Origin of the sequence: Mesorhizobium sp. B2-3-15, from assembly GCF_006442875.1 — a bacterium.
GTDB lineage: Bacteria > Pseudomonadota > Alphaproteobacteria > Rhizobiales > Rhizobiaceae > Mesorhizobium > Mesorhizobium australicum.
Map to the genome: position 1 here is coordinate 62,061 of NZ_VFVO01000011.1, position 23,514 is coordinate 85,574.

Here is a 23,514-nt window from a genome sequence, read left to right on the forward strand (position 1 = left end):
TAAGTTTTTTCGGAGACCAGGTGGATTTCGCGCTGTCGTGCGAATAGTCACCAAAGACGTTTGTTGGCGAAGGCGTGCCCGGAGCCGGCGCTTGAATGAAGCCGCCTTGGCTTGGTCGGAGAAAGCTACATAGGTGACGATCCGCCAGGGCAGAAACTTAGACGTGTGGGTGGATTTTCCGGCATTGTGCTCGGCGATCCGGCGCTTCAGGTCGGATGTGATGCCGACACATCGCTCGCTATCCACAGGCCCTCCTTCGCCGAGGCTTCGGAGGGCGTCCTGCTTCGCGGGAATGTCTGGGCTTGTCCTGCGAAGCCCGAAGGGCGAAGCAGGATGGCGGAGAGGATGGGATTCGAACCCACGAGAAGCTTTTGACCTCTACTCCCTTAGCAGGGGAGCGCCTTCGACCACTCGGCCACCTCTCCGTTGAGCCGCTGGATAAAGAAAAGCGCCGGCACAATCAACAAGCCCGCATCATTAATATAGAAAATAACGGCGCTCTGTCGCCGCGGATTTCCGCGATGGGGCGGTAATGCGGCAAATCCCTGGCAGGTGACTCGCGGCCTCGCCACGATTCCATCGGCCGAATGCCGGATTCGGCCGGAAATAGCCGGCTGCGGCGGGCCCGATGGTTAACGAGAGCTTTCTGAGTGAGGCCAAATCGTGTCATTTGTGCAACAACGCTGGGGGATAGCAGCCGAACAGCCCTTTCGCCGGTACGATCGTTGTTGAACGCCGCCGGCTCATGGGTAATGTCGAGTTCGAAGGAGCGGCGCGGTGCGCATCTTTTTCGGTAGTGGGGATGGGGCAGGGAACGCTGTCCTTCAGCAAAGAATACCCAGACCCGTTTTTTAACTTTTGACTGGAGGTCAGAAAATGAACATCAAGAGCCTTCTTCTCGGCTCCGCTGCGGCCCTGATCGCAGTTTCCGGTGCGCGCGCCGCCGACGCCGTCGTCGTCGCCGAGCCGGAGCCCGCTGAATACGTCAAGATTTGCGACGTCTACGGCGCTGGCTACTTCTACATCCCCGGCACCGAAACCTGCCTGCGCGTCGGCGGCTATATTCGTGAGGATATCGGTGTGGGCGACGGTGGCTCGTTCGATGGCGTCAATCACGTCACGGACCACCAGCACGGTGATGACGACTCGACCTACTGGAAGCAGACCCGCTTCACGCTGAAGACCTGGACTGGCCAGGAAACCGAACTCGGTACGTTGAAGACCTACACTGAGTACCGCATCAACTTCGGCAACAGCTACGGCGACTATGGCACCCCTGGTCTCGCAGGCAACACCGAAGCGAACCCTAACGCTGGCGGCGACGGCTGGCAGGCGCGCAACAAGACCAGCGCCTTGGAATTTGCCTGGATCCAGCTCGGCGGTCTGCGTGTCGGCGCTGACGAATCGGCCTTTGATACGTTCATCGGCTACGCCGGTAACGTCATCAACGACACGATCGTCCCTTACGGCAATTTCCAGACCAACGTCATCCAATACTACTTCGACGCTGGAAACGGCTTCTCGGCCGTGGTCTCGCTGGAAGAAGGCTCCGGTGAGGTTGGCACCATCGACAGCTATGTTCCGCATGTCGTCGGCGGTGTGAAGTGGACACAGGGCTGGGGCGCCATCACCGGCGTCGTCGCCTATGACAGCAACTACGAAGAAGTCGCCGGCAAGGTTCGCCTGGACGTCAACGTATCCAACGAACTGTCGCTGTTTGCCATGGTCGGCTATGGCTCGGACAACAACCTCAACGACCCGACCAACAACATCGATGCGCTCGGCCGCGGCTTCTACAAGCAGTGGGGCGGCAACTGGGCAGCATGGGGCGGCGGCACCTACAAGTTCAACGAAAAGACATCGTTCAACCTCCAGGCGTCGTATGATGACTGGAAGGACATCGGTGTCGCGGCGAACGTCGCCTACACCGTCGTTCCCGGCCTCACCGTCACGGCGGAAGTCGACTGGCAGCGCGTCGGCCAAGGCGCCATCGACAACCAGTCCGTGTGGGTCAACGCGACCAAGAAGGACAACGTCGGCGGTCTCCTCCGCTTCCAACGCGACTTCTAGTCAATTCGCCTAGGCGAAATCAAACCCGGCGGGCAACCGCCGGGTTTTTTTGGCCGCTTGCAACTATCGCAGGTAAGGGGCCTCCGTCGTGCGCAGAAAGTCAGTTCGAACAACTGAGAACGGCTAGCCTTCAGCCAAATCCCCCAAGGCTTCGATCAATGGCCGAAGCCTGCCTTCGTAGTGCTTCCAACGCTTGACCGATGATTTGTAGATCGGCTGACGAACCTGCCAGTGGCTGAGGGTTCTGACGGAGCCAGCCCTTTCGAAGAAACGGAGGCAGGCGTCGTGCCACTCCAAACCCAGATGCTCCACAAGCCGACGGGACTGCCCCTCCTGGTCGGAAACAAGGTCTTCATAGCGATTCTCGAGAATGCGTCCCGGAAAAATCGACTTCCAATAGCGCATCAGGCGATCGTACTCGCGGTAGTAAAGCCCAAGCACCGCAAGGTCCGAATTATACTTATGCGCGTCGTTAAGATTCGAGGTGAAGCAAGAAAAACAATTATCAACGGGATCGCGTACGCAATGAACAATCCGTGCGTTAGGGAAGAGAAGGGCGATGAGGCCCACAAGTTCGAAATTGTGAGGCATCTTATCGACGATTCGCAATGCTTCGGGCGCGTTGAGACGCAAGCTGGATAGATATTCACCGGCGAGCGCCTTGGATTGCGTTCGCGTCATCGACATGACTGGTCGTCCCAATGGGCGTCCCGGCTGCAATTTAAGACCGTTGGCAACCGCGACTCGCCCCAGCTTGGAGTGTTCGCCCGCGCCGTGGACATCGGGATGGCTCGAGCAGATCTGTTCCGTCAGCGTCGTGCCAGAACGCGGCATTCCAAGCACGAATACAGGCGTCTCAGATGGATCACCATATCCCACCCTCGCCGCGAAGAACTCCGGATTGAACAGCTCGATCCACGCATCGACCTGTCGACCGTAGGATTCAATGTCAAAATCGAACCCCTTGTTCGTTGCGGCTCTGAGAAAATGGTCCATGGCCTCATCGTGGCGACCAAGATCATCCAAGACCTTACCGGCGGCCATATGAAGCTGGTAGGGCTCATCGGCGGGATTCGCCGTTTTTTGAAGCTCGTCCAGAATGGCTTTGAGTTCGGGTGGCTCGGCGGAGAATTTTCGAACCGCTACAAGCGTATTGTAGGACGACGGCACGCTCATGCGCCTGTCGATGCTCTCCTTCAGGCAAACCGTAGCTTCGTCCATGCGGCCGAGGGCAACGAGAGTATTCGCAAGGGCCGTCCGGACGAATGCGTTGTCGGGGTCAATTTTGAGCGCTTTTTCATAGAGCGGCACAGCCACGTCCGCCTTTTCGAACATGAAATATGCTTCGCCAAGTCGACGAAGAGCATCCGTGAGATCGGGCTTCAGCTCGCAGGCGCGCTGCAAATGATGAATCGCAAGCGGATAATCCGCGACCTTTAGAAAGGCCTCCCCCAGACTGAGCTGATAGTATGGATTTTTCGGCTCCTTCGCTGCCGCGCGGGCGAAATACTTGATCGCCAGTTCGTCGTCGAAACCGAGCCCCAGCGTGCCAAGAATGTAGAGGGCAAGCGCGTGATTGGGCGAGCGCGTCAGAACACGATGGCAGAGTTCTTCGGCTTCCGGCAGCCGTCCAGCTTTCTGTAGTTCCAGCGCTTGTCTAAGCAGCATGTCATCGGTTGGCCCAGGCAACGATCCAGGCTTAGCCGGTTGGGCGAAGGGTCTGGCCTTTTGCACTGGCTGTGCCTTGAGATGCTTGGACCAGGTTGGGGGCAGCCGTGAGTTCATCGTGCCTCGCTAGCAAAAACGGCCGACAGAATCCAGCATGGGATAGACCACCGGCCGTTACCTGGAGACTTCCCAGAACTATTTGATACCGAAATCTTTCTCCCCTACGCCTGCAGATCTGATCCAGTCCTGCACTCGCGTGCATCCACCCGCTTAACGGATTTAGGCCAGAGGGGCAGGACGTCTCGCGCAGCCACGGCCAAATCTCGACATCGTTCCGGCGCAAGCGTGCCAGACTAAGTCTCAGCCAAGTCTCCAAGGGCCTCAATCAGCGGCAGGATTGAACTTCCATAGCCCTTCCAGCGATTGATAGACGAGGTGTAGATCGGTTGTCGAACCTGCCAGCGGCTAAACGTGTTCACCGAACCTGGCTTGTCAAAGAACCGCAGACAGGCGTCGTCCCAGGGCAGCCCCAGATGGTCGATCAAGCGGCGCGATTGCGCTTCCTGGTCGGAGACCATGTCCTCATAGCGGGTCTCAAGGATTTGGCCTGGAAAGACCTTATCCCAGTGCCGCATAAGCCGGTCGTATTCGCGATAATACAGTCCGAGCATATGGAGATCCGCGGTATAACTATTGTCGTCATTGAAACCCAGGAAATAACACGAGAGGCAGTTGTCGATAGCATCTCGACGGCAGTGAATGATGCGTGCCTTGGGAAACAGAAGCCTTATAAGGCCGATAAGTTCGAAATTATGCGGCAATTTGTCGACGATACGCTGGGCGTTGGGGGACCGTTGACGGATATGGGCAAGATAGTCTTCAGCCAAAGCCTTCGACTGATTCACCGTCATGGTCAGGATCGAGCTTCGCAATTCTTCGGGCGAGCGCGTTTTGGGCGCGAGACTGTTTGTGATGCGCCGGAGTTTTGTCAGCTCGCCAGCGCCATAAGCATCCGGGTGGCTCGCACAGATTTGCTCGGTCAAAGTGGTGCCTGAACGTGGCATGCCAAGCACGAAGACAGGTACTTCCGAAGAGCTTCCATGTCCTGTCTTGGCGGCCAACATCTCGGGGCTGAACAGTTCGATCAAGAAATCGATGCCGCGGCGGTAAGCCTCAAGGTCAAAGCCGCGGGTCGAGCGCTTTGCCTGCTGAAAATGGCCCATCGCCTCGTCATAGCGCCTGATATCGTTGAGCACCTTCCCGGCCGCGTAGTGGAGTTGTTGTATACTTTTGTTATCAAGCGCCGGATTCTTCAGTTCAGCCAGAATGGATTTTAACTCCGTCGGCTCTTCCTTGAATTTTCGTATACCGACCAAGCCGTTGTAAGCAGCGGCGACATCCTGGCCACGGGCGATCGCCTCTTTCATGTAGTTTGCCGCCTCATCCATCCGGCCGAGGCTTACAAGCGCGTTGGCCAACCCTATTCGGATAGCGGAACGGCCGTCATCGATCTTGAGCGCTTTCTCATAGAGGGGCACCGCGAGGTCGGCTTTGCCGAATCCGGTGTAGGCGCGGCCCAGCGCACAAAGCGCCTCGACCCAGTCGGCCTTCAATTCGCAAGCACGCTCGAAATGCCTGATTGCATCCGTATGCTCGCCGACTTTCAAATAGGTTTCACCCAGGGTCAGATGGTAATGCGGATTTTGAGGTGCCTCCTTTACCGCTCGCTCAAAACAGCGAATGGCCATCTCGTCATCCAGCCCGAGCGCAAAGGTTCCAAGCAGATACAAGGCAAGGGGGTGTCGCGGGGCATGAGCCAATACACGCTGACACAGCGCCTCCGCCTCCGGCAACCGATTTGCCCGATGAAGTTCTACCGCCCGCCTGAGCAGTGCGTCATCGGCCTGCGCGTGTGATAGCGACCCCGCTTTGGGTTCGGCGATTTTCGACTGCGGGTTTTTCGGTCCGGACGGAGTTTTCAGATGCTTGGACCAGGCAGGCGGCAGACGATTGTTCATCGTGTCTGGCTACCAAAAAGACACGGCCGAATCCAGCATGACAAATTGCTGCCTGCGAGCAACTTGCACCTAATAAGCCGGCGCGTTAGCAAGAAGGTCCCTTCGAAGCGAGCTTCCGACATGCCTGTGCGCCCTGCCCTCTCACCCCTCATCGCAGCGCTTCCGTCGACCGTGCCGTTTGTCGGCCCCGAAGCGCAGCAGCGTGAGCGCGGGCGCGCTTTCCGTGCCCGTATCGGCGCCAATGAGAGCAGTTTTGGTCCTTCGCCGCGCGTCATCGCCCGCATGGAGAGTGTCGCGCGCGACCAGTGGATGTATTGCGACCCCGACAATTACGATCTGAAGGTCGCGGCTGCGGCGCATCACCATGTGGCGGTCGAAAATATCGTTGTCGGCGAAGGCATTGACGGTCTGCTCAGCCTGGTGGCGCGCATGTACGTGGCGCCTGGCGATGCCGTGGTCACCTCGCTCGGCGCCTATCCGACCTTCAACTTCCACATTGCCGGTGTCGGCGGCCGGCTGGTGACTGTCCCTTACGAGAATGACAGGGAAAGCCTGGACGGTCTGCTCGCGGCAGTCGTCAGGGAGAAGGCGCCGCTGGTCTACCTGTCCAACCCGGACAATCCGATGGGCAGTTGGTGGGAAGCCGACGAGGTCATCCGCTTCATCGAAGCCTTGCCGGAAGCCACCATGCTGGTGCTCGACGAGGCCTATGGCGAATTGGGACCAGCCTCGGCCCTGCCGCCGATCGACATCTCGCGGCCGAACGTCATCCGCATGCGAACCTTTTCGAAGGCCTATGGACTTGCCGGAATACGCTGCGGCTATGCCGTCGCCGAGACGCAAGTGATCAGCGACTTCGAGAAGATCCGCAACCACTATGGCGTCAGCCGCATGGCGCAGATCGCCGGCGTCGAGGCGCTCGCCGACCAAGCCTATCTCGAGACGGTGGTGGCCCGGGTCGCAGCCGGACGTCGGCGCATTGCCGATATCGCCGAACAGAACGGGTTGAAGCCGCTCGCCTCGGCGACCAATTTCGTCACCATCGACTGCGGCCATGACGGTGCTTTTGCCCTGAAAGTGCTGCAGGGGCTGTTGTCGCGCGACGTCTTCATCCGCAAGCCGATGGCGCCACGGCTCGACCACTGCATCCGCGTCAGCGTCGGTCTCGCCCACGAACTGGACATCTTCGCCGAGGAATTGCCTGGCGCCTTGGCAGCGGCGCGCGGAAACTAGGGCACTTCGCGGCGCTCGGGAGCCATCGCGGCGCCGAGCAGATGTCCGGCACGCGCCAGCACATCCGACAATTCCGCGGCTTCCCTGTCATTCAAGCCCGCGGTCAGGCGGGCCAGATCACGATCCGTGGCCGCATGAAGTGCCGCAAGCGCGGCCTGGCCGCGCGCGGTGAGCGAAAGAACGCGCGGCCGGAGTAGCGCGGGATCGGTACACATCTCGGTCAGGCCGGCGGCAGAAAATTTGGAACGGAGGCCCTCGATTTTCATCGCGGTCACCGTTTCAACCGTTGCCTTCGTTCGATGCTGCGCCAGACTCTATGGAACGGGAGCGAGCCCATGAATGATCGGAAAAGGGCAGTGCAGGCGCACATATACGGCACGGTCCAAGGGGTCGGCTACAGGGCGTGGACGCGCGATGAAGCGACAAGGCTCGGGCTGTTGGGCTGGGTGCGCAACGAAAGAGACCGCTCGGTGACGGCATGGCTTACCGGCGCCGACGCGGCGATTGCGGCCATGATTGAACGGCTTCGGCAAGGCCCGCCGGGCGCATCCGTCTCGCGGATCGATGTGGACGAATTGGCGACCTGGACCACGCCTGGAGATTTCAGAATCATAGCATAGGCGGATTTCCGCCCACTTGAATTAATTGAACGTTTGTTTTATTATTCTGCCGTCAACGAGGCGACGATGGCGCGCACCACAGGATCACACGGCGAGCGAACCGAAGCGGCAGTCCGTGAAGCGGCGGCCACCCTGATTGCGCGTTACGGTTATGAAGCAATGTCGATGCGCCAGCTGGCCGCCGAGGTCGGCGTGCAGGCGGCCGCGCTCTATCGCTATTTTCCGACCAAGGAAGACCTGCTGTTCACGCTGATGCGCGACCATATGCAAGCGCTTCGCGAGGCCTGGGAGCGTTCCAGGCCGGCCGACGCGGATCCGGTGCGGCAGCTTGCCGCCTATGTGCGCAACCACATCGCCTTTCATATCGGGCGCCGCCACGCCACGCATGTGTCGAACATGGAATTGCGCAGCCTGTCGCCCGACAGGCTGACACAGATCCTGCGCATGCGCACGGCCTACGAAAAGGACCTGCGTTCGATCCTGCGCGATGGCGCCGAGGCGGGTATTTTCCGCATCGAGGACACCGGCCTGACGGCCATGGCTCTGATCCAGATGATGACCGGCGTCATCGTCTGGTTCCGGCCGGGCGAGCGATTGTCGATCGCCGAAGTCACGCAGACATACCTTTCGATGACAATGCGCCTGGTCGGCGCGAACATCGGCATTGGTACCGGGGAGGAACGGCATGTACACGAACACGCTCAGCTTCGGGCATGATGAGGACGTCGAGGCGTTGCGCGACCTGGTGCGCCGCTTCGCCCAGGACAGAATCGCGCCGATAGCCGCTGACATCGATCGCGAGAACGAATTCCCGGCGTATCTATGGGGAGAACTCGGCAGTCTTGGCCTGCTCGGCATAACCGCCGATCCCGATTTCGGCGGCAGCGGCATGGGCTATCTCGCCCACGTGATCGCGGTCGAGGAGATTTCGCGCGCCTCGGCATCGGTCGGCCTTTCCTACGGCGCCCACTCCAATCTCTGCGTCAACCAGATCAACCGCTGGGCAACGCCGGCACAGAAGGAAAAATACCTGCCGCCGCTATGTTCGGGCGAGCACGTCGGCGCGCTTGCCATGTCGGAGCCCGGCGCCGGCTCCGACGTGGTGTCGCTCAAGTTGCGCGCCGAAAAGCGCAATGACCGCTATGTGCTCAACGGCACCAAGATGTGGATCACCAACGGCCCGGATGCCGAAACGCTGGTCGTCTACGCCAAAACCGACCCGGACCGGAAATCGCGCGGCATCACCGCCTTCATCGTCGAAAAGGCGATGCCGGGGTTTTCGGTGGCGCAGAAACTCGACAAGCTCGGCATGCGAGGGTCCAACACCGGCGAACTGGTCTTTTCAGACGTCGAGGTGCCGTTCGGCAATGTGCTGCACGAGGAAGGACGCGGCGTCGAGGTGCTGATGTCCGGCCTCGACTATGAGCGCACCGTGCTTGCCGGCGGCCCGATCGGCCTGATGGCGGCCTGCCTCGACGTAGCGATCCCCTATGTTCACGAGCGCAAGCAGTTCGGCCAGCCGATCGGGGAATTCCAGCTGGTGCAAGGCAAGCTTGCCGACATGTATACGGCGATGAACGCCGCGCGTGCCTACGTGTACGCCGTCGCCGCCGCCTGCGACCGCGGCCAGACCAGCCGCAAGGATGCAGCCGGATGCGTGCTGTTCGCCGCCGAGAAAGCGACGCAGATGGCACTCGACGCGATCCAGCTGCTTGGCGGCAACGGCTATATCAACGACTATCCGACCGGCCGGCTTTTGCGCGACGCGAAGCTCTACGAGATCGGCGCCGGCACCAGCGAGATCCGTCGCTGGCTGATCGGCCGCGAGATCATGGCGGAGGGGGTGTAGCATGGCTATCCTCCAAACCCAGATCTCGCCCTCCTCCGAAACCTTCCGTGCCAACGCCGAGCGCATGCGGGCTCTGGTTGCCGACATCGCTGAAAAGGCCACGACCGTCGAGCGCGGCGGCTCGGATGAGGCCCGCGATCGCCATGTCGGTCGTGGCAAGCTGCTGCCGCGCGAACGCCTGGCGCAATTGCTGGACACCGGTTCGCCCTTCCTCGAGATCGGCCAGTTCGCGGCCTGGTCCATGTATGGCGAGGAGATAGCGTCGGCCGGCCTGATCGCCGGCATCGGCCGCGTCGAGGGCACCGAGGTGATGGTCGTTGTCAACGACGCCACGGTGAAGGGCGGCACCTACTATCCGCTGACGGTGAAGAAGCATCTGCGCGCGCAGGAGATCGCGCTGCAGAACAATTTGCCATGCGTCTATCTGGTCGACAGCGGCGGCGCCAATCTGCCCAACCAGGACGAGGTCTTTCCCGACCGCGAGCATTTCGGCCGCATCTTCTACAACCAGGCCAACATGTCGGCTGCCGGCGTTCCGCAGATCGCCTGCGTCATGGGCTCCTGCACCGCTGGCGGCGCCTATGTGCCGGCGATGTCGGACGAGACGATCATGGTGCGCAACCAGGCGACCATCTTCCTCGGCGGACCGCCGCTGGTGAAGGCGGCCACCGGCGAAGACGTCAGCGCCGAGGAATTGGGCGGCGCGGATGTACACACCAGGCTTTCCGGCGTCGCCGATCACTATGCGCTGGACGACGAACACGCGCTCGCCATTTGCCGGCGCATCATCAAGAACCTGAATCGGAACAAGGCTGTAAGCCTGAGCTTACAGAAAGCTCATCAGCCGCTTCATCCCGCGGATGAGCTCTATGGCATCGTCCCGACCGACCTGCGCCAGCCCTATGACGTGCGCGAGGTGATCGCGCGCATCGTCGACGGCTCCGAATTCGATGAGTTCAAGCAGAACTACGGCACCACGCTGATCACCGGTTTCGCCCACCTCCATGGCATGCCGGTCGGCGTCATCGCCAACAATGGCGTGCTGTTTTCCGAAAGCGCGCTGAAGGGCGCGCACTTCATCGAGTTGTGCTGTCAGCGCAAGATTCCGCTGGTTTTCCTTCAGAATATCACCGGCTTTATGGTCGGCCGCAAATACGAGGCGGGCGGCATCGCCAAGGACGGCGCCAAGCTGGTGATGGCGGTGGCGACCGCCAGGGTGCCGAAGGTGACCGTCATCATCGGCGGTTCGTTCGGCGCCGGCAACTACGGCATGTGCGGCCGCGCCTACTCACCGCGCTTCCTGTGGATGTGGCCGAACGCGCGCATCTCGGTGATGGGCGGCGAACAGGCGGCAACCGTGCTCGCCATGGTCAAGCGCGAAGGCATCGAGCGAAAGGGCGGCGAGTGGAGCGCCGAGGAGGAAGCGAAATTCAAGAAGCCGATCCTGATGAAATACGAGCATGAGGGCCATCCGCTCTACTCGTCCGCCCGCCTCTGGGACGACGGCATCATCGATCCGGCCAGGACACGCGAGGTGCTGGCGCTCAGCCTTTCCGCGTCGCTCAACGCCGAGATCGAGGAGACGCGCTTCGGCGTGTTCAGGATGTGAGATGAGCAAGGCCCAAGACAGGATCCGCATCCACACCGGCGACATCACGAAGCTGGATGTCGACGCCATCGTCAATGCTGCCAACACCTCGCTTCTCGGCGGCGGTGGAGTCGATGGCGCCATCCACCGCGCGGCGGGTCGTGAGCTCGAGATAGAATGCCGGATGTTGAACGGATGCAGGGTCGGCGACGCCAAGATCACCAAGGGTTACAAGCTGCCAGCTCGACATATCATCCACACGGTCGGGCCGGTCTGGCAGGGCGGCGGCAAGGGCGAAGCCGAACTGCTGGCCTCTTGCTATCGCAGGTCGCTGGAACTCGCGACCGCCAATGATTGCCGTTCGGTGGCGTTTCCCGCGATCTCGACCGGTGTTTACCGCTACCCGAAAGACGAGGCGACCGAAATCGCCGTCTATGAGGTCAATGACTTCATCAAGCACAACGCGCTTCCCGAAATCGTTGTTTTCTGCTGCTTCGACGAAGCGATGGCGGAACTATACCGTCAACATCTTGCAACATTGGGTGGAGATTGAATTTTATAGGCCAGGCCTTTCGTTCGCTCACGAAATCGCGAGCTCATCCCGCAGCTCTGGCGGCGCCGGAGAATATTCGCTATCGCTCGTCCTGCACTTTGCAATGGGGATGGGGTGAGAATGGAACGGAAATATTCACGGAATGCGTCTACTTTAATACTTTCGGCATTGCTGCTAACCGCCGCGCATGGCGCGGGCGTGGCCGGATCGCTGGCGGGAAGCGAGGGAGACAAGCGTTTCCCGCCCTATTTGCCACGAAATTTGAAAGATCCATGTACCAAGACCTACAAGGCCTATGTGGCGGCCGGCGGCCATTCGGCCTACGCCACCACGCCTTATGCCCGGATCATGTCATCATACATAATCTGCGGCGGGCATCTGAACGCGCCGTCACAAAAGGCAGCGGAAGAACTGGCTATGAAATCCTGTCTGGCCACGCGCGCGCACTACAAGGTAACCACCGGCGGCGCCTGCGAGATCGCCGCTTCGAAATAGGCCGGTGCCTACCAAAATGGCGCCGCCCGATACTGACCCGGGAGGCTCCATGTTCACGAAAATCCTGATCGCCAATCGGGGCGAGATCGCTTGCCGCGTCATCCGCACGGCTCGCAAGCTGGGCGTGCACACTGTCGCCGTCTATTCGGATGCCGACGCGAGATCCCTGCATGTCGAGATGGCCGACGAGGCGGTCCATATCGGTCCTTCGCCCGTCGGCGAGAGCTATCTGCGCGGTGACAGGATTGTCGCCGCGGCCCTGGCCACGGGTGCGCAGGCCATCCATCCCGGTTACGGCTTCCTGTCGGAAAACCCCGATTTCGTCGACCAGGTGGTAGCCGCCGGCCTCGTTTTCATCGGCCCGTCGGCGACCTCGATCCGCGCCATGGGGCTGAAGGACGCCGCCAAGCGGCTGATGGAAAAAGCCGGCGTTCCGGTCGTTCCGGGCTATCATGGCGAGGCGCAGGAAATCGTGCTGCTTGCGTCAAAGGCCCGCGAGATCGGCTATCCCGTGCTGATCAAGGCGCGCGCTGGCGGCGGCGGCAAGGGCATGCGCCGCGTCGAGCATCCCGATGACTTTTCCGAGGCACTCTCCAGCGCCCGGCGCGAAGCAAAGGCCGCTTTCGGCGACGACCGCGTGCTGGTCGAGAAATATGTCGACAAGCCGCGCCATATCGAAGTGCAGGTGTTCGGCGATAATTTCGGCAATGCGGTGCATCTCTACGAGCGCGACTGTTCGGCGCAACGCCGCCACCAGAAGGTAATCGAGGAGGCCCCCGCCCCCGGCATGACGCCGGCTTTGCGCAAGGCAATGAGCGAGGCGGCGGTAAAAGCCGCCAGAGCAATCAACTATTCCGGCGCCGGCACCATCGAATTCATCGTCGACGCCTCGCAAGGCCTCGAGGCCGATCGCTTCTGGTTCATGGAAATGAACACCCGGCTGCAGGTCGAGCATCCGGTCACCGAGATGGTCACCGGCACCGATCTCGTCGAGTGGCAGTTACGGGTCGCCGGCGGCGAAAAACTGCCGAAGACGCAGAGCGAGATCACGCTTTGTGGCCATGCTTTCGAGGCGCGCATCTATGCCGAGGATGCGGCCAAGGGGTTTCTGCCGGCGACAGGCACGCTGCACCACCTGAAGTTTCCCGACGCGGCGCCCGACGGGGCAACAATGCGCATCGAGACCGGCGTGCGGGCTGGCGATGCCATCTCGCCCTACTACGACCCGATGATCGCGAAGCTGGTCGTCCATGCCGGAGACAGACGGCAGGCGCTGGAAGCGCTCCGCACCGCGCTCGCGCAAACCGAGATTGCCGGCTCCACCGTCAACACCGCTTTTCTTGCCGCCCTTGCCGCCGATCCGGATTTTGCGGCTGAAGACATCGATACCGGTCTGATCGGCAGACACCAGGAGGCGTTGACGGCGGTCGCGCCGCCGACCGGCGAGATCATCTCGGCTGCCGCCATGGCGGCCTCGGGTGCCGGAGCATTGCCGTCGTCGAACGACCCATGGTCATCACTCGCCGGCTATGCGCATTTCCACGGCGGGGCGCAGCGCATGCGGCTGACGTTCGGCGATGAAGCCATTCAGGCAAGGATTTCAGTGCGATCGGACGGGCGCTTCCAGGTGGCGCTCGATGCGCCTTATGACAGCACCAATTTGCATGATCTTCGCGCCGTTCCCCGCCTCGCCCGCTGGCCTGGCCACATCACGGTGTTCGAAGGCGCCGTCGGCTATACTTTCGCGGTGCCGGACCCCTTGGCCAGGAGCGATGAAGCGGCCGCCGCCACCGGCAGCCTGCGCGCACCGATGCCGGGCCTGGTCAAGCTTGTGCGCGTGGCGAAAGGCGACGCTGTGATCAAAGGACAAGCTCTGCTGATCCTCGAGGCGATGAAGATGGAGCACACCATCGCCGCCCCGCATGACGGGGTGATCGCCGAGGTCGCCGGGGAAGGCGCACAGGTCACCGACGGCGCGGTGCTGGTGCGGTTCGCCGAGGACCAGAACGCATCCACAGCGGCCGCCGGCGGATAGAAGGAGCGACCGCAAACTGAAATGGCCGGGACGAACCCGGCCATTCCCTTGGAGTACCCGACTGCCAGGGCGATTACTGCGCGATCGGCGCGTACTTGCCGTCATGCCACTGGTTGATGTCGTAGCTGGCATTCTTGAGGTCGCCCTTCTCGTCGAAGGTGACGTCGCCGACAACGGTGCTGATCGCCGTGCCATTCTTCAGCGCCTCGGCAACCTTGGCCGGATCGTCGCTGCCGGCACGCTTGATGCCTTCGGCGAATGCCTGGACCACGGCATAGGAGAACAGCGTGAAGCCTTCCGGCACGAAGCCGCCGGCCTTGATCTTCTCGACGGCTGCCTTGGCTTCCGGCTTTGCCTGCGGATCCGATGGGAACACGAACATCGTGCCCTCGCCGGCCGGGCCGGCAACCTGCCAGAATTCCGGCGAAGCGATCGAGTCCGGCATGATCAGCTGGAACTTGAAATTCTGTTCCGCCGACTGACGCAGGATCAGGCCAGCTTCAGGATGATAACCGCCGAAATAGACGACATCGGCCTTGAGATCCTTCAGCTTGGTGACAAGCGCCGAATAGTCCTTCTCGCCGGGGTTGATGGCGTCATAATAGACCTCCTTGAGGCCACCGGCATTCATGGTCGCCTTGACGGCATCAGCCACGCCCTGGCCGTAAGCGCTCTTGTCGTGCAGGATGACGACGTTCTTGCCGGCGTATTTCTTGGCGATCCACGGGCCGATGAAGGCGCCCTGTGCGTCGTCACGCGTGTAGAGACGCATGATTGTCGACCAGCCGGCCTTGGCGGCCGCATCGGTCAGCACCGGGTTCGAGGAAGCCGGGCTCATCATCAGGGCGCCGGCTTCGGCATAGACCGCCGAGGCCGGAATGCTGGAACCCGAGCAGGCATGCCCGTCGATGAACTTGACGCTGTTGGCGACGATGCGATTGGCGACCGACACCGCCTGCTTGGGATCGCACTGGTCGTCTTCGATGTCGAGCTTGATCTGGGAGCCGTTGACGCCGCCAGCCGCGTTGATGGCGTCGGCGGCGGCCTGTGCGCCCTGCTTGAACTGATCGCCGATGGTGGCGAGCTGTCCGGTCATCGGGCCGACCACCGAAATGGTGATGTCATCGGCGAACGCGACCGGCGCGCTCATCATCAGGCCGAAAATGGCCGCGCTCAAAACACTCATTTTTTTCATGACAATAGAACTCCTCCACTCACGCGCGGCCGCCCGGCCGCGCTTCTTCCAGAGAGGCGGGACAATTTCATCCTTCATCGGACCTGTCTAGGCGCATTGGCGCCACTCGATTAGGCCTGCGCGGCCTCATCCACGCAAAAAGCCACGCCAGCCTTGTTCCGGCCGGTCGTGGCTTTTTTTGCCGGTCAGGCTGTTTCCCCGGCGCCCCCGCGCTGAACCCAACCCACCTTCCCTGTCTTCATGTTGGCCATGATCCTTCCGAAAACCGGAGTCTTCGGGATCATGGTCCGTTGCGCGGCTTGGACCTGTCGGCGTGCCGCATTCTCGTTGTCGATGGCCGTGGCCTGGCTGTCTGCGCAGCCTTTTCCCTGTTGGCCCGACCGTCTTTCTGCGGTCTTGGCCGGAGCGTCCCCGTCTGGCGGAACTCAGTGCATGGTCATCCATTCGCGGGCTTCGCGCAGCGCCTTGGCGATCTCGACCTTCGACATGGCCGCCGAGAGTTCCGAGCGCAACTCGGCGGCGCGGGCCGATCCCTTGATGGCGGCGATGTTGAACCATTTGTGGGCGGCAACGACGTCGGTTTCGCAATCGCGGCCGGTCGCATACATCATGCCCAATTCGAAAAGAATGTCGGCCTGGGCAGTTGCCCCCATGGCGCCGAAGCCTGCTTCAAGCATTTCAAAACGTGCCATTTTTAGTCCCCTGTCTGGCTCCCGAGAGCTGCCTCCGTTCGTCTTGTCCGGGCCGCTCTTTCGATGCTTTCGAGAATGCCGCGCAGGCTTGAATCCGTCGTTAAATGGCGTGCTTAATTTGAGGAAAACAAAGCTAAAACAAGAGGTAAACGCGAAGATTCGTTAAGGATACGAAGCCAGCAATTCAGCTGGTTTTCGCCAAATTTGACGAAAATTTTCGAGCGCGCGGTCAACACTCTGCTAACCCTAGAAAGCAAACACGAGGCGCCGGTCGTTTTCATTTCCGGGCCGACAGGGCGAATTCAGGCGCTTTCGAAATGCCAAAACCTTCCGTCGCGGCACCGCTTTCGTTTTGACGGAAGCTGGATTAGCTTACGTTTGCGTAAGCGGCAGACCGGCGAGGCGGAGCATTCGGCCGGCTATCCAAAGGGAGGAAGACATGTCTCGAAAAGTGAGCCTGGCCCTGGCGGCCACTTTGATCCTGAGCGGCGCGGCGTGGGCCGATCCGATCGAGGGCAACTGGAAAACGCAAGCCGGCGACACCGCTGCCATTTCAGGCAGCAGCTCGTTCTCCATCACGCTCAAATCAGGCAAATATGCCGGCAAGACCATCGGCTCGCTCAAGGCGGCCGGCGACAACAAATACACCGGCAACATCACCGATCCGGCAAATGACAAGACCTATTCGGGCAAGGCAACCTTGTCGGGCGCCTCGCTCAAGATGAGCGGTTGCGTGCTCGGCGGACTGATCTGCAAGAGCCAGACCTGGCACAAACTCTAAGCGACCATTTCCGTGTGATCTCTAAACGGGGCCTGGCGGGCCCCGTTTTCGTTCTGTCGATGAGCAGGCAGCGCTCGGTCGGCATTCTGGTTGCCGCAACCCAGCCAACATCCCTTCAATCAATTTGAACGGCAGATGAACGCCGGCATCAGAGCCGGTTCAGAGGCGTCAGGGCATTCTCATGCGTGTTGAAGGAGACACGGACCCAATGCTTGCTCGCCGCTTCACCATCGTCTGCCTGCTGATGAGCCTGTTTGGAATGTTCTTCGCCATCCTTGTCGCCGAAGCGGGCCGTTCCCCGCGCTCCTGGGACGGCGCCACCAGAATGTGCCATCTCGCCTGCCCGACCGATTTTCGTCACTGAAGCAGAGAACCCGGACCTCGAAAAGAAAAGCACAGAGATCATGAACCGCATCGCCGCCAACCTCTCCAAGTCCCTCCGGCTCCTGCCGCGGGCGGCGCTCATCCTGATACTTCTGGCCGCTCCGGTCCTGGCGGTGCCGATGATGCGCGCCGATAGCGGCTCGACGATCGAGGCGCCGGCGCTCAGAAAGTCCGGCGTCGGGTTCGTGCTGCTGGTCAGCCTGCAGCGGGGTTGAAGAAAAAAGCGCGCTTTGAGCGCCTTCGGCGGCGAGCCCCCTCCCAACCGCCCGTCCAAGTCTCTATATTGAGCCATGGAAAAGCGAATCTATCCCCAAGCCATCGAATCTGTCGTCATGCCCGAGCCCTTTGGCCGGCAAAGCTTCGATAACGCCGAAAAGGCCGTTGCCGCGCTGCAGGTGCTCTACGACCGCAATACCAAGTTTCTGCGCGATTCCTTCGCGGCCCTAGCCGCCGGCGGCGACAGCAGCAAGCGCTACCGGGCCTTCTACCCCGAGATCGGCGTCACCACGAGTTCGTTCACCCAGGTCGACTCGCGCCAGGCCTATGGCCACATGCCAACACCAGGGCATTTCGCCACCACGGTTACCCAGCCGGACCTGTTCGAGACCTACCTCATCGAGCAGCTTCGGCTGATCATGCGCAATCACGGCGTGTCGGTAGCCGTCTCGGAATCGACCACCCCGATCCCGCTGCATTTCGCTTTTCTGGAAGGCACCTATGTCGACGGCGCCGCTGCCGAACGCATCAAGCGGCCGATCCGCGACCTGTTCGACGTGCCGGATCTCGACGGCACCGACGATCAGATCGCCAATGGCACGTTCGAAGTGGCCTTCGGCGAGCCCCGGCCGCTGGCGCCGTTCACGGCGCAGCGCATCGACTATTCGCTGCACCGCATGACGCACTACACCGCAACCAGCCCGCAGCATTTCCAGAACTTCGTGCTGTTCACCAACTATCAGTTCTATATCGACGAGTTCGTCGCCCGCGCCCGCGACCTGATGGAAAAGGGCGGTGACGGCTACACGGAATTTGTCGAACCTGGCAACGTTATCACCCGGGCCGGGCAGAGCGCGCCCAGCGAAGGCGTAGCGCCACAGCGCCTGCCGCAGATGCCTGCCTACCATCTGAAGAAGCCGAACCATGGCGGCATCACCATGGTCAATATCGGCGTGGGTCCTTCCAATGCCAAGACCATCACCGACCATGTCGCGGTGCTTCGGCCACATGCCTGGGTGATGCTTGGTCACTGCGCCGGGCTGCGCAACACCCAGGCGCTCGGCGACTATGTGCTCGCGCATGCCTATGTGCGCGAGGACCACGTGCTGGACGACGATCTTCCGGTCTGGGTGCCGATCCCGCCGTTGGCCGAGATCCAGGTCGCGCTGCAGGAAGCCGTCGCCGAGGTCACCGGCCTGTCGGGCTATGATTTGAAGCGCATCATGCGTACCGGCACCGTCGCCACCATCGACAACCGCAACTGGGAACTGCGCGACCAGCGCGGACCGGTGCAGCGCCTGTCGCAGTCGCGCGCCATTGCGCTCGACATGGAATCGGCGACCATCGCCGCCAATGGCTTCCGCTTCCGCGTCCCCTACGGCACGCTGCTGTGCGTTTCCGACAAGCCGCTGCATGGCGAGTTGAAGCTGCCTGGCATGGCAACCGAATTCTACAAGCGGCAGGTGGCGCAGCACCTGACTATCGGCATCAGGGCGATGGAGAAGCTGGCGGAGATGCCGATGGAGCGGCTGCATTCGCGCAAGCTCCGGAGCTTTTCGGAAACGGCATTCCAGTAGGCGACCGCGAAGCCTCGGCGAGGCAATTCGTCGTCTTGCTCAGGCCGCAATTTGGCCGATAAGCAAATCGAACGGACCGACAGGCGGCATTCAGCGGATACAACCTCGCAGACACGACCTCAATGGCAACAGGCGCGCGCTTGAACATGACGGCTGGGCTGGCATTCCTGGCGATGACGGCATTGTCGGCCGCTTTGTTGGCCGGATTTTTCGGCGCACTGCACCCGGCGTTCGATTCCTTCTCGCATTTCCGCATTCATCTCAGCGTGCTGATGGCACTTCTGGCGCTGCCGCTGCTCGCCAGCTCGTTTCGGCTGCAAGCCGCGGCTGGGCTGCTTTTTGCCATTTTCTGCCTGGCCACAACGACGGGTGCGCTGCCCAAATGGTGGCCACAACAGGCGGCCGCCAAGCCGACCGGCCAGATCGTCTACAGCCTGCTGCAGATGAATCTGCGCTTCAACAACCCGACACCTAAGAAAGTGCTCTCACTGATCGGCCGCACCAATCCGGACGTGATCACGCTCGACGAGGTGTCGCAGATGTGGACGACCGAGCTTGGCTACATCGCCAGCGCCTACCCCTACCGAATCCTCTGCCCCTACCCAAACGGCATGTTCGGCGTGGCGCTGCTGTCGCGCCGGCCCTTTGCCGCCGACGCCGCGCCGCGCTGCGAGCCGCGCGGCGCGATGGCCATCGCCACGGTCGACTTCGGCGGCACCGATGTCGATGTCGCCGCGATTCATTTGAGCTGGCCCTGGCCGAAGGAGCAATACTGGCAGATCGGCGAACTGGCGCAGCCACTGGCCGCGCTCGGCGAGACCGCGATCATGGCAGGCGATTGCAACGCCGTGCCGTGGAGTGCCGCGGTGCGGCGGGTCGCGGCTCTCGGCGGGCTGACACTCATGCCTTCCGCCGGCCCGACCTGGATCCACCGGACGCTGCCCGACTTCCTGCGCCGCTATGCAGGCCTGCCGATCGATCAGGTGTTCAGCAAAGGCGGCGTGACGATCCTGTCTTCGACGCGGCTGGAAGATGCCGGCTCCGACCACCTGCCGGTGCTGGTCGAATTTTTGGTCCGGTCCGATGAGAAACAGCCTGAGGATGGGCACGCCACCGCGCTCGCGGCGCACGATTTGCCTGCTGAGCCGCACGGCTGACGCGTCAACGAATGGAGCACCCGCGCCGCGGCGAAGCGTTGAGATGGCGAACGGATTGCTCGTTCAAGGTTTCCCGATCAAGGCAGCGATCAGATGTTCGACATGGCCGCCATCGCGATGCTCACGCCGATCGAAGGCGTTTTGCCTCGCCTCATATTCTGCATAAACGGCCTTGATGCGAAGCCGAGCCTCGCGGCGCGCCTTGTCGCATGACGGGTCGTTGGCGACCCGCAGGCCAGTTATCGACCTTTCTGTCACGCGCATCATCTCCCTGGCGATGCGCCCATGTGTTTCCTCATGGGCGCGAACACCGGCGAAAAACCTGTTCCAACGCCTCTTCAACGTCGGCGCCATGGGCGAGCCGACGCGAGGGAAGGTGTAGAACAGATTGAGCGTGCCGTTGACCCGCCGCAGCCGGCAGACGCCGTTGTCCTGGCCTCCGCCGAGATCCCAGTCGACCGTATAGGCGGTTGTGGCTATGGCATGCGTCATGAAGCCGTGCTTGGGCCCCTTGCTGTCCATCGCATCGATGAAGGCCGTACCCGAGTTTCCCGTGATGTCGTAGGTCCGCGTCTGGACGATTGCCCTGGTGCCGGCCAAGGCCTGAGGCGCGCACAGTGTCCCGATGACGGCGAGGCATGTCAGAACTGTCCGGCGCATCGGCCTTCTCCTTGTCCCCGGAGAAGGGAACCATAAGCCGGTGATAGTTTCAACGGTTCTGCTACGCTGCATGCTCTCGCAGCCAGAACTCCGCTGCAATTTTGCTGCCGCGCCCTGGACGGCCCGGCGGCGCAGGGGTCACATGCCCTGGTAGACCGGTCCTTCACCGCCTTGCGGGGGCACCCAGTCGATGTTCTGGTTCGGGTCCTTGATGTCGCAGGTCTTGCAGTGGACGCAGTTCTGCGCGTTGATGACGAAGCGCACATCCTTAGCCTGCGGATCGGCGGCGGCGTTGCCGTCCTTGTCGACCCATTCGTAGACGCCGGCCGGGCAATAGCGTGTGGAAGGTCCGGCAAAGACATCATGTTCCGAGCGTTTCTGCAGGTCCATGTCGCCGACCAGCAGATGGACCGGCTCGTTTTCCTCGTGATTGGTGTTGGACAGGAACACCGAGGACAGACGGTCGAAGGTCAGCACGCCATCCGGCTTCGGGTAGACGATCTTCTTGTGCTGGGCGGCAGGCTCGAGCGTGGCATAGTCGGCCTTGCCGTGCTTCAGCGTGCCGAAGGGCGAGACGCCGAACAGCGTGTTCAGCCACATGTCGAGGCCGCCGAGGCTGACGCCCATAATGGTGCCGAAGCGCGACCACAGCGGCTTGACGTTGCGCACCTTCTTCAGGTCCTTGCCGATGTCGGTCGCCCGCCAGGCATCCTCATAGGCGGAAAGCTCGTCATTGGCACGGCCGGCGCCGATCGCCTCGGCGACATGCTCGGCCGCCAGCATCCCCGACAGCACCGCATTGTGGGAGCCCTTGATGCGCGGCACGTTGACGAAGCCCGCCGCGCACCCCATCAGCGCACCGCCCGGGAATGACAATTTCGGCACCGACTGCCAGCCGCCCTCGGTTATGGCGCGCGCGCCGTAGCCCAGGCGCTTGGCGCCGTCGAACGTGCCCGCGATCGCCGGATGGGTCTTGAAGCGCTGGAATTCCTCGAAAGGCGACAGATAGGGATTCCTGTAATTGAGGTGGAGGACGAAGCCGACCGCCACCTGATTATCCTCCAGATGATAGAGGAACGAACCGCCGCCAGTCTTCATGTCCAGCGGCCAGCCGAAGGAATGCTGCACCAGACCCGGCCGATGGTTCTCCGGCTTGACCTGCCAGAGTTCCTTGAGGCCGATGCCGTATTTGCCGGGCTCGCGGCCATCGGAGAGTTTATATCTAGCGATCAACTGCTTGGCCAGCGAACCGCGCGCGCCTTCGCCGATCAGCACATATTTGCCCATCAACGCCATGCCCGGCGCGAAGCCTGGACCATGCGTGCCGTCCTTCTCGACGCCCATGTCTCCGGTGACGACGCCGGTGACGGCACCTTCTTCATTGTAGAGCAGGCCGGCCGCGGCAAAGCCTGGGTAGATCTCGACGCCGAGCGCCTCGGCCTTGCCAGCCAGCCAGCGGCAGACGTTGCCGAGCGAGACGATATAGTTGCCGTGGTTGTTCATCAGCGGCGGCATGAAGATGTTGGGCAGGCGGAACGAACCGGCGGGGCCGAGCACCAGGAAATGGTCCGCAGTGACCGGCGTCTTGAAGGGATGACCATCCTCCTCGCGCCAGCCAGGCAGCAACCGGTCGATGCCGATCGGATCGACGACGGCCCCCGACAGGATGTGGGCGCCGACTTCGCCGCCCTTTTCCAGCACGACGACGGAGAGCTCGGGATTGACCTGCTTGAGGCGGATGGCCGCGGCAAGGCCGGCCGGTCCGGCACCGACGATGACCACGTCGAATTCCATGCTTTCGCGTTCGATATCGCTCATCAACCCCTCCGCACTGGCTTGCCGCCGTTGGCGTATCTTGCTGGCTCCTGCGCTGCATAGCGCATCAATTGGCGACAGGAAACCGGCGCATACGTGACAATGCCGATTTGGCCAAAGAGTCGCGCTTTGCGCGGCAGAGAGGCCATTTCCGCGCGGCGCGACCCGCCAGGCTTGCGTTTTCTATTGTTCGACGGCTTGCTTATCGGCCATACTTCCCGCCATGCGCATTCCCGGGCCAGGCGGCTTCTCTTCGACGCGCTTTCCATCAACGCCCGGCCGGGCCTGCCGGGCGCTTATTTTGGCCCTTCTGGCGTCGAGCCCGGGTCATGCCGTCGCGGATGAAGTGAAGGTCTGGGCGACAGGCGCGTACTCGTTCTCCGACGAGCTTGGCGGTTTCCGCATCACCGGAGCCTCCGGCATCGGAACCAAGGACGATCCGCTGATCATCACCGAAGAGCTGAATTCGGCGACACCCGTGACGCTGACCATCCGTACCACAAAGCCGATCCAGGCATTCGGCAGAGCAGGCGAGTTCGCCAATGGCATCATGTATATGCGCATTGACGTGCTCAACAACAGCGGCCAGGCCTGGATCGAGTTCCAGTTCGAGCTTCAGGAAATACTGGACCAGCCAAGCGTGTTCGGAGACGGGCTTTCGTTCGACCAGCGCAACAAGGCGCCCGACAATATCTGGTCGAGCAATTTCGCCGATTTCGACCGCGATTTCGAGCCCTATGACCGGCTGCTGTTCAAAAACGGCAAGGTGGACCCGCTGAAGACCGCCAGCTTCGAATTCCTGATGACCGACTACACGCCGCGATGGACCTTCTATTTGGTGCAGGATCCACGCATACCCACTGGCTAGATCGCGACCTCGCCTTGGCAAGCGGGATTGGCTGCCGCCA

Annotated in this window: 22 protein-coding genes, 1 tRNA gene and 1 pseudogene; 15 read left to right on the forward strand and 9 right to left on the reverse strand. The window is 61.6% G+C overall.

Annotated elements, in window-relative coordinates:
* Positions 1–47: 47 nt before the first annotated feature.
* Positions 48–246, reverse strand: a pseudogene (locus FJ954_RS21875) (GIY-YIG nuclease family protein).
* A gap of 88 nt (positions 247–334) precedes the next feature.
* A tRNA-Ser gene (locus FJ954_RS21880) sits at positions 335–425 on the reverse strand.
* Between the two features lie 451 nt (positions 426–876).
* Here FJ954_RS21880 and FJ954_RS21885 point away from each other — a divergent pair.
* Positions 877–2,070 carry a porin gene (locus FJ954_RS21885; protein WP_015318591.1) on the forward strand — a complete coding sequence of 398 codons (1,194 nt, stop codon included), beginning with the start codon at positions 877–879 and terminating at the stop codon, positions 2,068–2,070.
* Positions 2,071–2,193: 123 nt separating this feature from the next.
* On the opposite strand, the gene FJ954_RS21890 is transcribed toward FJ954_RS21885, so the two are convergent.
* Positions 2,194–3,855 carry a sulfotransferase gene (locus FJ954_RS21890; protein ID WP_140663102.1) on the reverse strand — a complete coding sequence of 554 codons (1,662 nt, stop codon included), beginning with the start codon at positions 3,853–3,855 and terminating at the stop codon, positions 2,194–2,196.
* Between the two features lie 236 nt (positions 3,856–4,091).
* Positions 4,092–5,756: a tetratricopeptide repeat-containing sulfotransferase family protein gene (locus FJ954_RS21895; RefSeq protein ID WP_140663104.1), complete on the reverse strand. Its 1,665-nt coding sequence runs from the start codon at positions 5,754–5,756 to the stop codon at positions 4,092–4,094.
* Positions 5,757–5,876: 120 nt separating this feature from the next.
* Here FJ954_RS21895 and FJ954_RS21900 point away from each other — a divergent pair, with 120 nt between their 5' ends.
* Complete coding sequence (locus FJ954_RS21900) at positions 5,877–6,989, forward strand: pyridoxal phosphate-dependent aminotransferase (protein ID WP_140663107.1); 1,113 nt, start codon at positions 5,877–5,879, stop codon at positions 6,987–6,989.
* Here the strand turns inward: FJ954_RS21900 and FJ954_RS21905 are convergent.
* Entirely contained in the window at positions 6,986–7,255 is a 270-nt protein-coding gene (locus FJ954_RS21905; RefSeq protein ID WP_181171092.1) for a hypothetical protein, read from the reverse strand. The genes FJ954_RS21900 and FJ954_RS21905 overlap by 4 nt on opposite strands.
* Positions 7,256–7,324: 69 nt before the next feature.
* Here FJ954_RS21905 and FJ954_RS21910 point away from each other — a divergent pair, with 69 nt between their 5' ends.
* From FJ954_RS21910 to FJ954_RS21940, 7 genes are all read left to right on the forward strand, one after another.
* A complete protein-coding gene (locus tag FJ954_RS21910) occupies positions 7,325–7,609 on the forward strand; it encodes an acylphosphatase (RefSeq protein ID WP_140663109.1) in 285 nt (94 codons plus the stop codon).
* A 66-nt stretch (positions 7,610–7,675) separates the two neighbouring features.
* Positions 7,676–8,326: a TetR/AcrR family transcriptional regulator gene (locus FJ954_RS21915; RefSeq protein ID WP_140663110.1), complete on the forward strand. Its 651-nt coding sequence runs from the start codon at positions 7,676–7,678 to the stop codon at positions 8,324–8,326.
* Positions 8,295–9,458: an isovaleryl-CoA dehydrogenase gene (locus FJ954_RS21920; protein WP_015318597.1), complete on the forward strand. Its 1,164-nt coding sequence runs from the start codon at positions 8,295–8,297 to the stop codon at positions 9,456–9,458. The genes FJ954_RS21915 and FJ954_RS21920 overlap by 32 nt, the downstream gene beginning before the upstream one ends.
* A gap of 1 nt (position 9,459) precedes the next feature.
* Complete coding sequence (locus FJ954_RS21925) at positions 9,460–11,067, forward strand: carboxyl transferase domain-containing protein (protein WP_140663112.1); 1,608 nt, start codon at positions 9,460–9,462, stop codon at positions 11,065–11,067.
* Between the two features lies 1 nt (position 11,068).
* Positions 11,069–11,599, forward strand: coding sequence for an O-acetyl-ADP-ribose deacetylase (locus FJ954_RS21930; protein WP_140663113.1), 531 nt, complete (start codon positions 11,069–11,071; stop codon positions 11,597–11,599).
* 120 nt (positions 11,600–11,719) lie between these two features.
* Positions 11,720–12,094 carry a hypothetical protein gene (locus FJ954_RS21935; protein ID WP_015318600.1) on the forward strand — a complete coding sequence of 125 codons (375 nt, stop codon included), beginning with the start codon at positions 11,720–11,722 and terminating at the stop codon, positions 12,092–12,094.
* Between the two features lie 49 nt (positions 12,095–12,143).
* Entirely contained in the window at positions 12,144–14,129 is a 1,986-nt protein-coding gene (locus tag FJ954_RS21940) for an acetyl/propionyl/methylcrotonyl-CoA carboxylase subunit alpha (protein WP_140663115.1), read from the forward strand.
* A 73-nt stretch (positions 14,130–14,202) separates the two neighbouring features.
* On the opposite strand, the gene FJ954_RS21945 is transcribed toward FJ954_RS21940, so the two are convergent.
* Together FJ954_RS21945 and FJ954_RS21950 are read right to left on the reverse strand one after the other, a co-directional pair.
* Positions 14,203–15,324, reverse strand: a complete 1,122-nt coding sequence (locus FJ954_RS21945) for a branched-chain amino acid ABC transporter substrate-binding protein (RefSeq protein WP_015318602.1) — start codon at positions 15,322–15,324, stop codon at positions 14,203–14,205.
* Between the two features lie 425 nt (positions 15,325–15,749).
* Positions 15,750–16,016: a sel1 repeat family protein gene (locus FJ954_RS21950; RefSeq protein ID WP_010915070.1), complete on the reverse strand. Its 267-nt coding sequence runs from the start codon at positions 16,014–16,016 to the stop codon at positions 15,750–15,752.
* A gap of 439 nt (positions 16,017–16,455) precedes the next feature.
* Here FJ954_RS21950 and FJ954_RS21955 point away from each other — a divergent pair, with 439 nt between their 5' ends.
* From FJ954_RS21955 to FJ954_RS21970, 5 genes are all read left to right on the forward strand, one after another.
* Entirely contained in the window at positions 16,456–16,797 is a 342-nt protein-coding gene (locus FJ954_RS21955) for a DUF2147 domain-containing protein (RefSeq protein WP_140618524.1), read from the forward strand.
* A 208-nt stretch (positions 16,798–17,005) separates the two neighbouring features.
* The gene (locus FJ954_RS31665; RefSeq protein ID WP_181166393.1) at positions 17,006–17,161 is read left to right on the forward strand and encodes a hypothetical protein; all 156 of its coding nucleotides are present in this window, start codon (positions 17,006–17,008) and stop codon (positions 17,159–17,161) included.
* 40 nt (positions 17,162–17,201) lie between these two features.
* Positions 17,202–17,396: a hypothetical protein gene (locus tag FJ954_RS21960; protein WP_140663117.1), complete on the forward strand. Its 195-nt coding sequence runs from the start codon at positions 17,202–17,204 to the stop codon at positions 17,394–17,396.
* Positions 17,397–17,513: 117 nt separating this feature from the next.
* Positions 17,514–18,974, forward strand: coding sequence for an AMP nucleosidase (locus FJ954_RS21965; protein WP_224641891.1), 1,461 nt, complete (start codon positions 17,514–17,516; stop codon positions 18,972–18,974).
* Positions 18,975–19,120: 146 nt separating this feature from the next.
* Positions 19,121–20,131, forward strand: coding sequence for an endonuclease/exonuclease/phosphatase family protein (locus FJ954_RS21970; RefSeq protein ID WP_181177896.1), 1,011 nt, complete (start codon positions 19,121–19,123; stop codon positions 20,129–20,131).
* 63 nt (positions 20,132–20,194) lie between these two features.
* Here the strand turns inward: FJ954_RS21970 and FJ954_RS21975 are convergent, their stop codons facing one another.
* Positions 20,195–20,791, reverse strand: a complete 597-nt coding sequence (locus FJ954_RS21975; RefSeq protein WP_140663123.1) for a DUF922 domain-containing protein — start codon at positions 20,789–20,791, stop codon at positions 20,195–20,197.
* Positions 20,792–20,929: 138 nt separating this feature from the next.
* Entirely contained in the window at positions 20,930–22,609 is a 1,680-nt protein-coding gene (locus FJ954_RS21980; protein ID WP_140663125.1) for an electron transfer flavoprotein-ubiquinone oxidoreductase, read from the reverse strand.
* A gap of 220 nt (positions 22,610–22,829) precedes the next feature.
* On the opposite strand from FJ954_RS21980, the gene FJ954_RS21985 reads away from it, so the two are divergent.
* Entirely contained in the window at positions 22,830–23,474 is a 645-nt protein-coding gene (locus tag FJ954_RS21985; RefSeq protein WP_140663127.1) for a hypothetical protein, read from the forward strand.
* Positions 23,475–23,514 lie beyond the last annotated feature (40 nt).

What these genes read in the sequence shown, in the direction of transcription:
- FJ954_RS21885 (WP_015318591.1), top strand. Translation starts at nt 877, where the DNA reads ATGAACATCAAGAGCCTTCTTCTCGGCTCCGCTGCGGCCCTGATCGCA.
- FJ954_RS21890 (WP_140663102.1), bottom strand. Translation starts at nt 3,855, where the DNA reads ATGAACTCACGGCTGCCCCCAACCTGGTCCAAGCATCTCAAGGCACAG.
- FJ954_RS21895 (WP_140663104.1), bottom strand. Translation starts at nt 5,756, where the DNA reads ATGAACAATCGTCTGCCGCCTGCCTGGTCCAAGCATCTGAAAACTCCG.
- FJ954_RS21900 (WP_140663107.1), top strand. Translation starts at nt 5,877, where the DNA reads ATGCCTGTGCGCCCTGCCCTCTCACCCCTCATCGCAGCGCTTCCGTCG.
- FJ954_RS21905 (WP_181171092.1), bottom strand. Translation starts at nt 7,255, where the DNA reads ATGAAAATCGAGGGCCTCCGTTCCAAATTTTCTGCCGCCGGCCTGACC.
- FJ954_RS21910 (WP_140663109.1), top strand. Translation starts at nt 7,325, where the DNA reads ATGAATGATCGGAAAAGGGCAGTGCAGGCGCACATATACGGCACGGTC.
- FJ954_RS21915 (WP_140663110.1), top strand. Translation starts at nt 7,676, where the DNA reads ATGGCGCGCACCACAGGATCACACGGCGAGCGAACCGAAGCGGCAGTC.
- FJ954_RS21920 (WP_015318597.1), top strand. Translation starts at nt 8,295, where the DNA reads ATGTACACGAACACGCTCAGCTTCGGGCATGATGAGGACGTCGAGGCG.
- FJ954_RS21925 (WP_140663112.1), top strand. Translation starts at nt 9,460, where the DNA reads ATGGCTATCCTCCAAACCCAGATCTCGCCCTCCTCCGAAACCTTCCGT.
- FJ954_RS21930 (WP_140663113.1), top strand. Translation starts at nt 11,069, where the DNA reads ATGAGCAAGGCCCAAGACAGGATCCGCATCCACACCGGCGACATCACG.
- FJ954_RS21935 (WP_015318600.1), top strand. Translation starts at nt 11,720, where the DNA reads ATGGAACGGAAATATTCACGGAATGCGTCTACTTTAATACTTTCGGCA.
- FJ954_RS21940 (WP_140663115.1), top strand. Translation starts at nt 12,144, where the DNA reads ATGTTCACGAAAATCCTGATCGCCAATCGGGGCGAGATCGCTTGCCGC.
- FJ954_RS21945 (WP_015318602.1), bottom strand. Translation starts at nt 15,324, where the DNA reads ATGAAAAAAATGAGTGTTTTGAGCGCGGCCATTTTCGGCCTGATGATG.
- FJ954_RS21950 (WP_010915070.1), bottom strand. Translation starts at nt 16,016, where the DNA reads ATGGCACGTTTTGAAATGCTTGAAGCAGGCTTCGGCGCCATGGGGGCA.
- FJ954_RS21955 (WP_140618524.1), top strand. Translation starts at nt 16,456, where the DNA reads ATGTCTCGAAAAGTGAGCCTGGCCCTGGCGGCCACTTTGATCCTGAGC.
- FJ954_RS31665 (WP_181166393.1), top strand. Translation starts at nt 17,006, where the DNA reads ATGCTTGCTCGCCGCTTCACCATCGTCTGCCTGCTGATGAGCCTGTTT.
- FJ954_RS21960 (WP_140663117.1), top strand. Translation starts at nt 17,202, where the DNA reads ATGAACCGCATCGCCGCCAACCTCTCCAAGTCCCTCCGGCTCCTGCCG.
- FJ954_RS21965 (WP_224641891.1), top strand. Translation starts at nt 17,514, where the DNA reads ATGCCCGAGCCCTTTGGCCGGCAAAGCTTCGATAACGCCGAAAAGGCC.
- FJ954_RS21970 (WP_181177896.1), top strand. Translation starts at nt 19,121, where the DNA reads ATGACGGCTGGGCTGGCATTCCTGGCGATGACGGCATTGTCGGCCGCT.
- FJ954_RS21975 (WP_140663123.1), bottom strand. Translation starts at nt 20,791, where the DNA reads ATGCGCCGGACAGTTCTGACATGCCTCGCCGTCATCGGGACACTGTGC.
- FJ954_RS21980 (WP_140663125.1), bottom strand. Translation starts at nt 22,609, where the DNA reads ATGAGCGATATCGAACGCGAAAGCATGGAATTCGACGTGGTCATCGTC.
- FJ954_RS21985 (WP_140663127.1), top strand. Translation starts at nt 22,830, where the DNA reads ATGCGCATTCCCGGGCCAGGCGGCTTCTCTTCGACGCGCTTTCCATCA.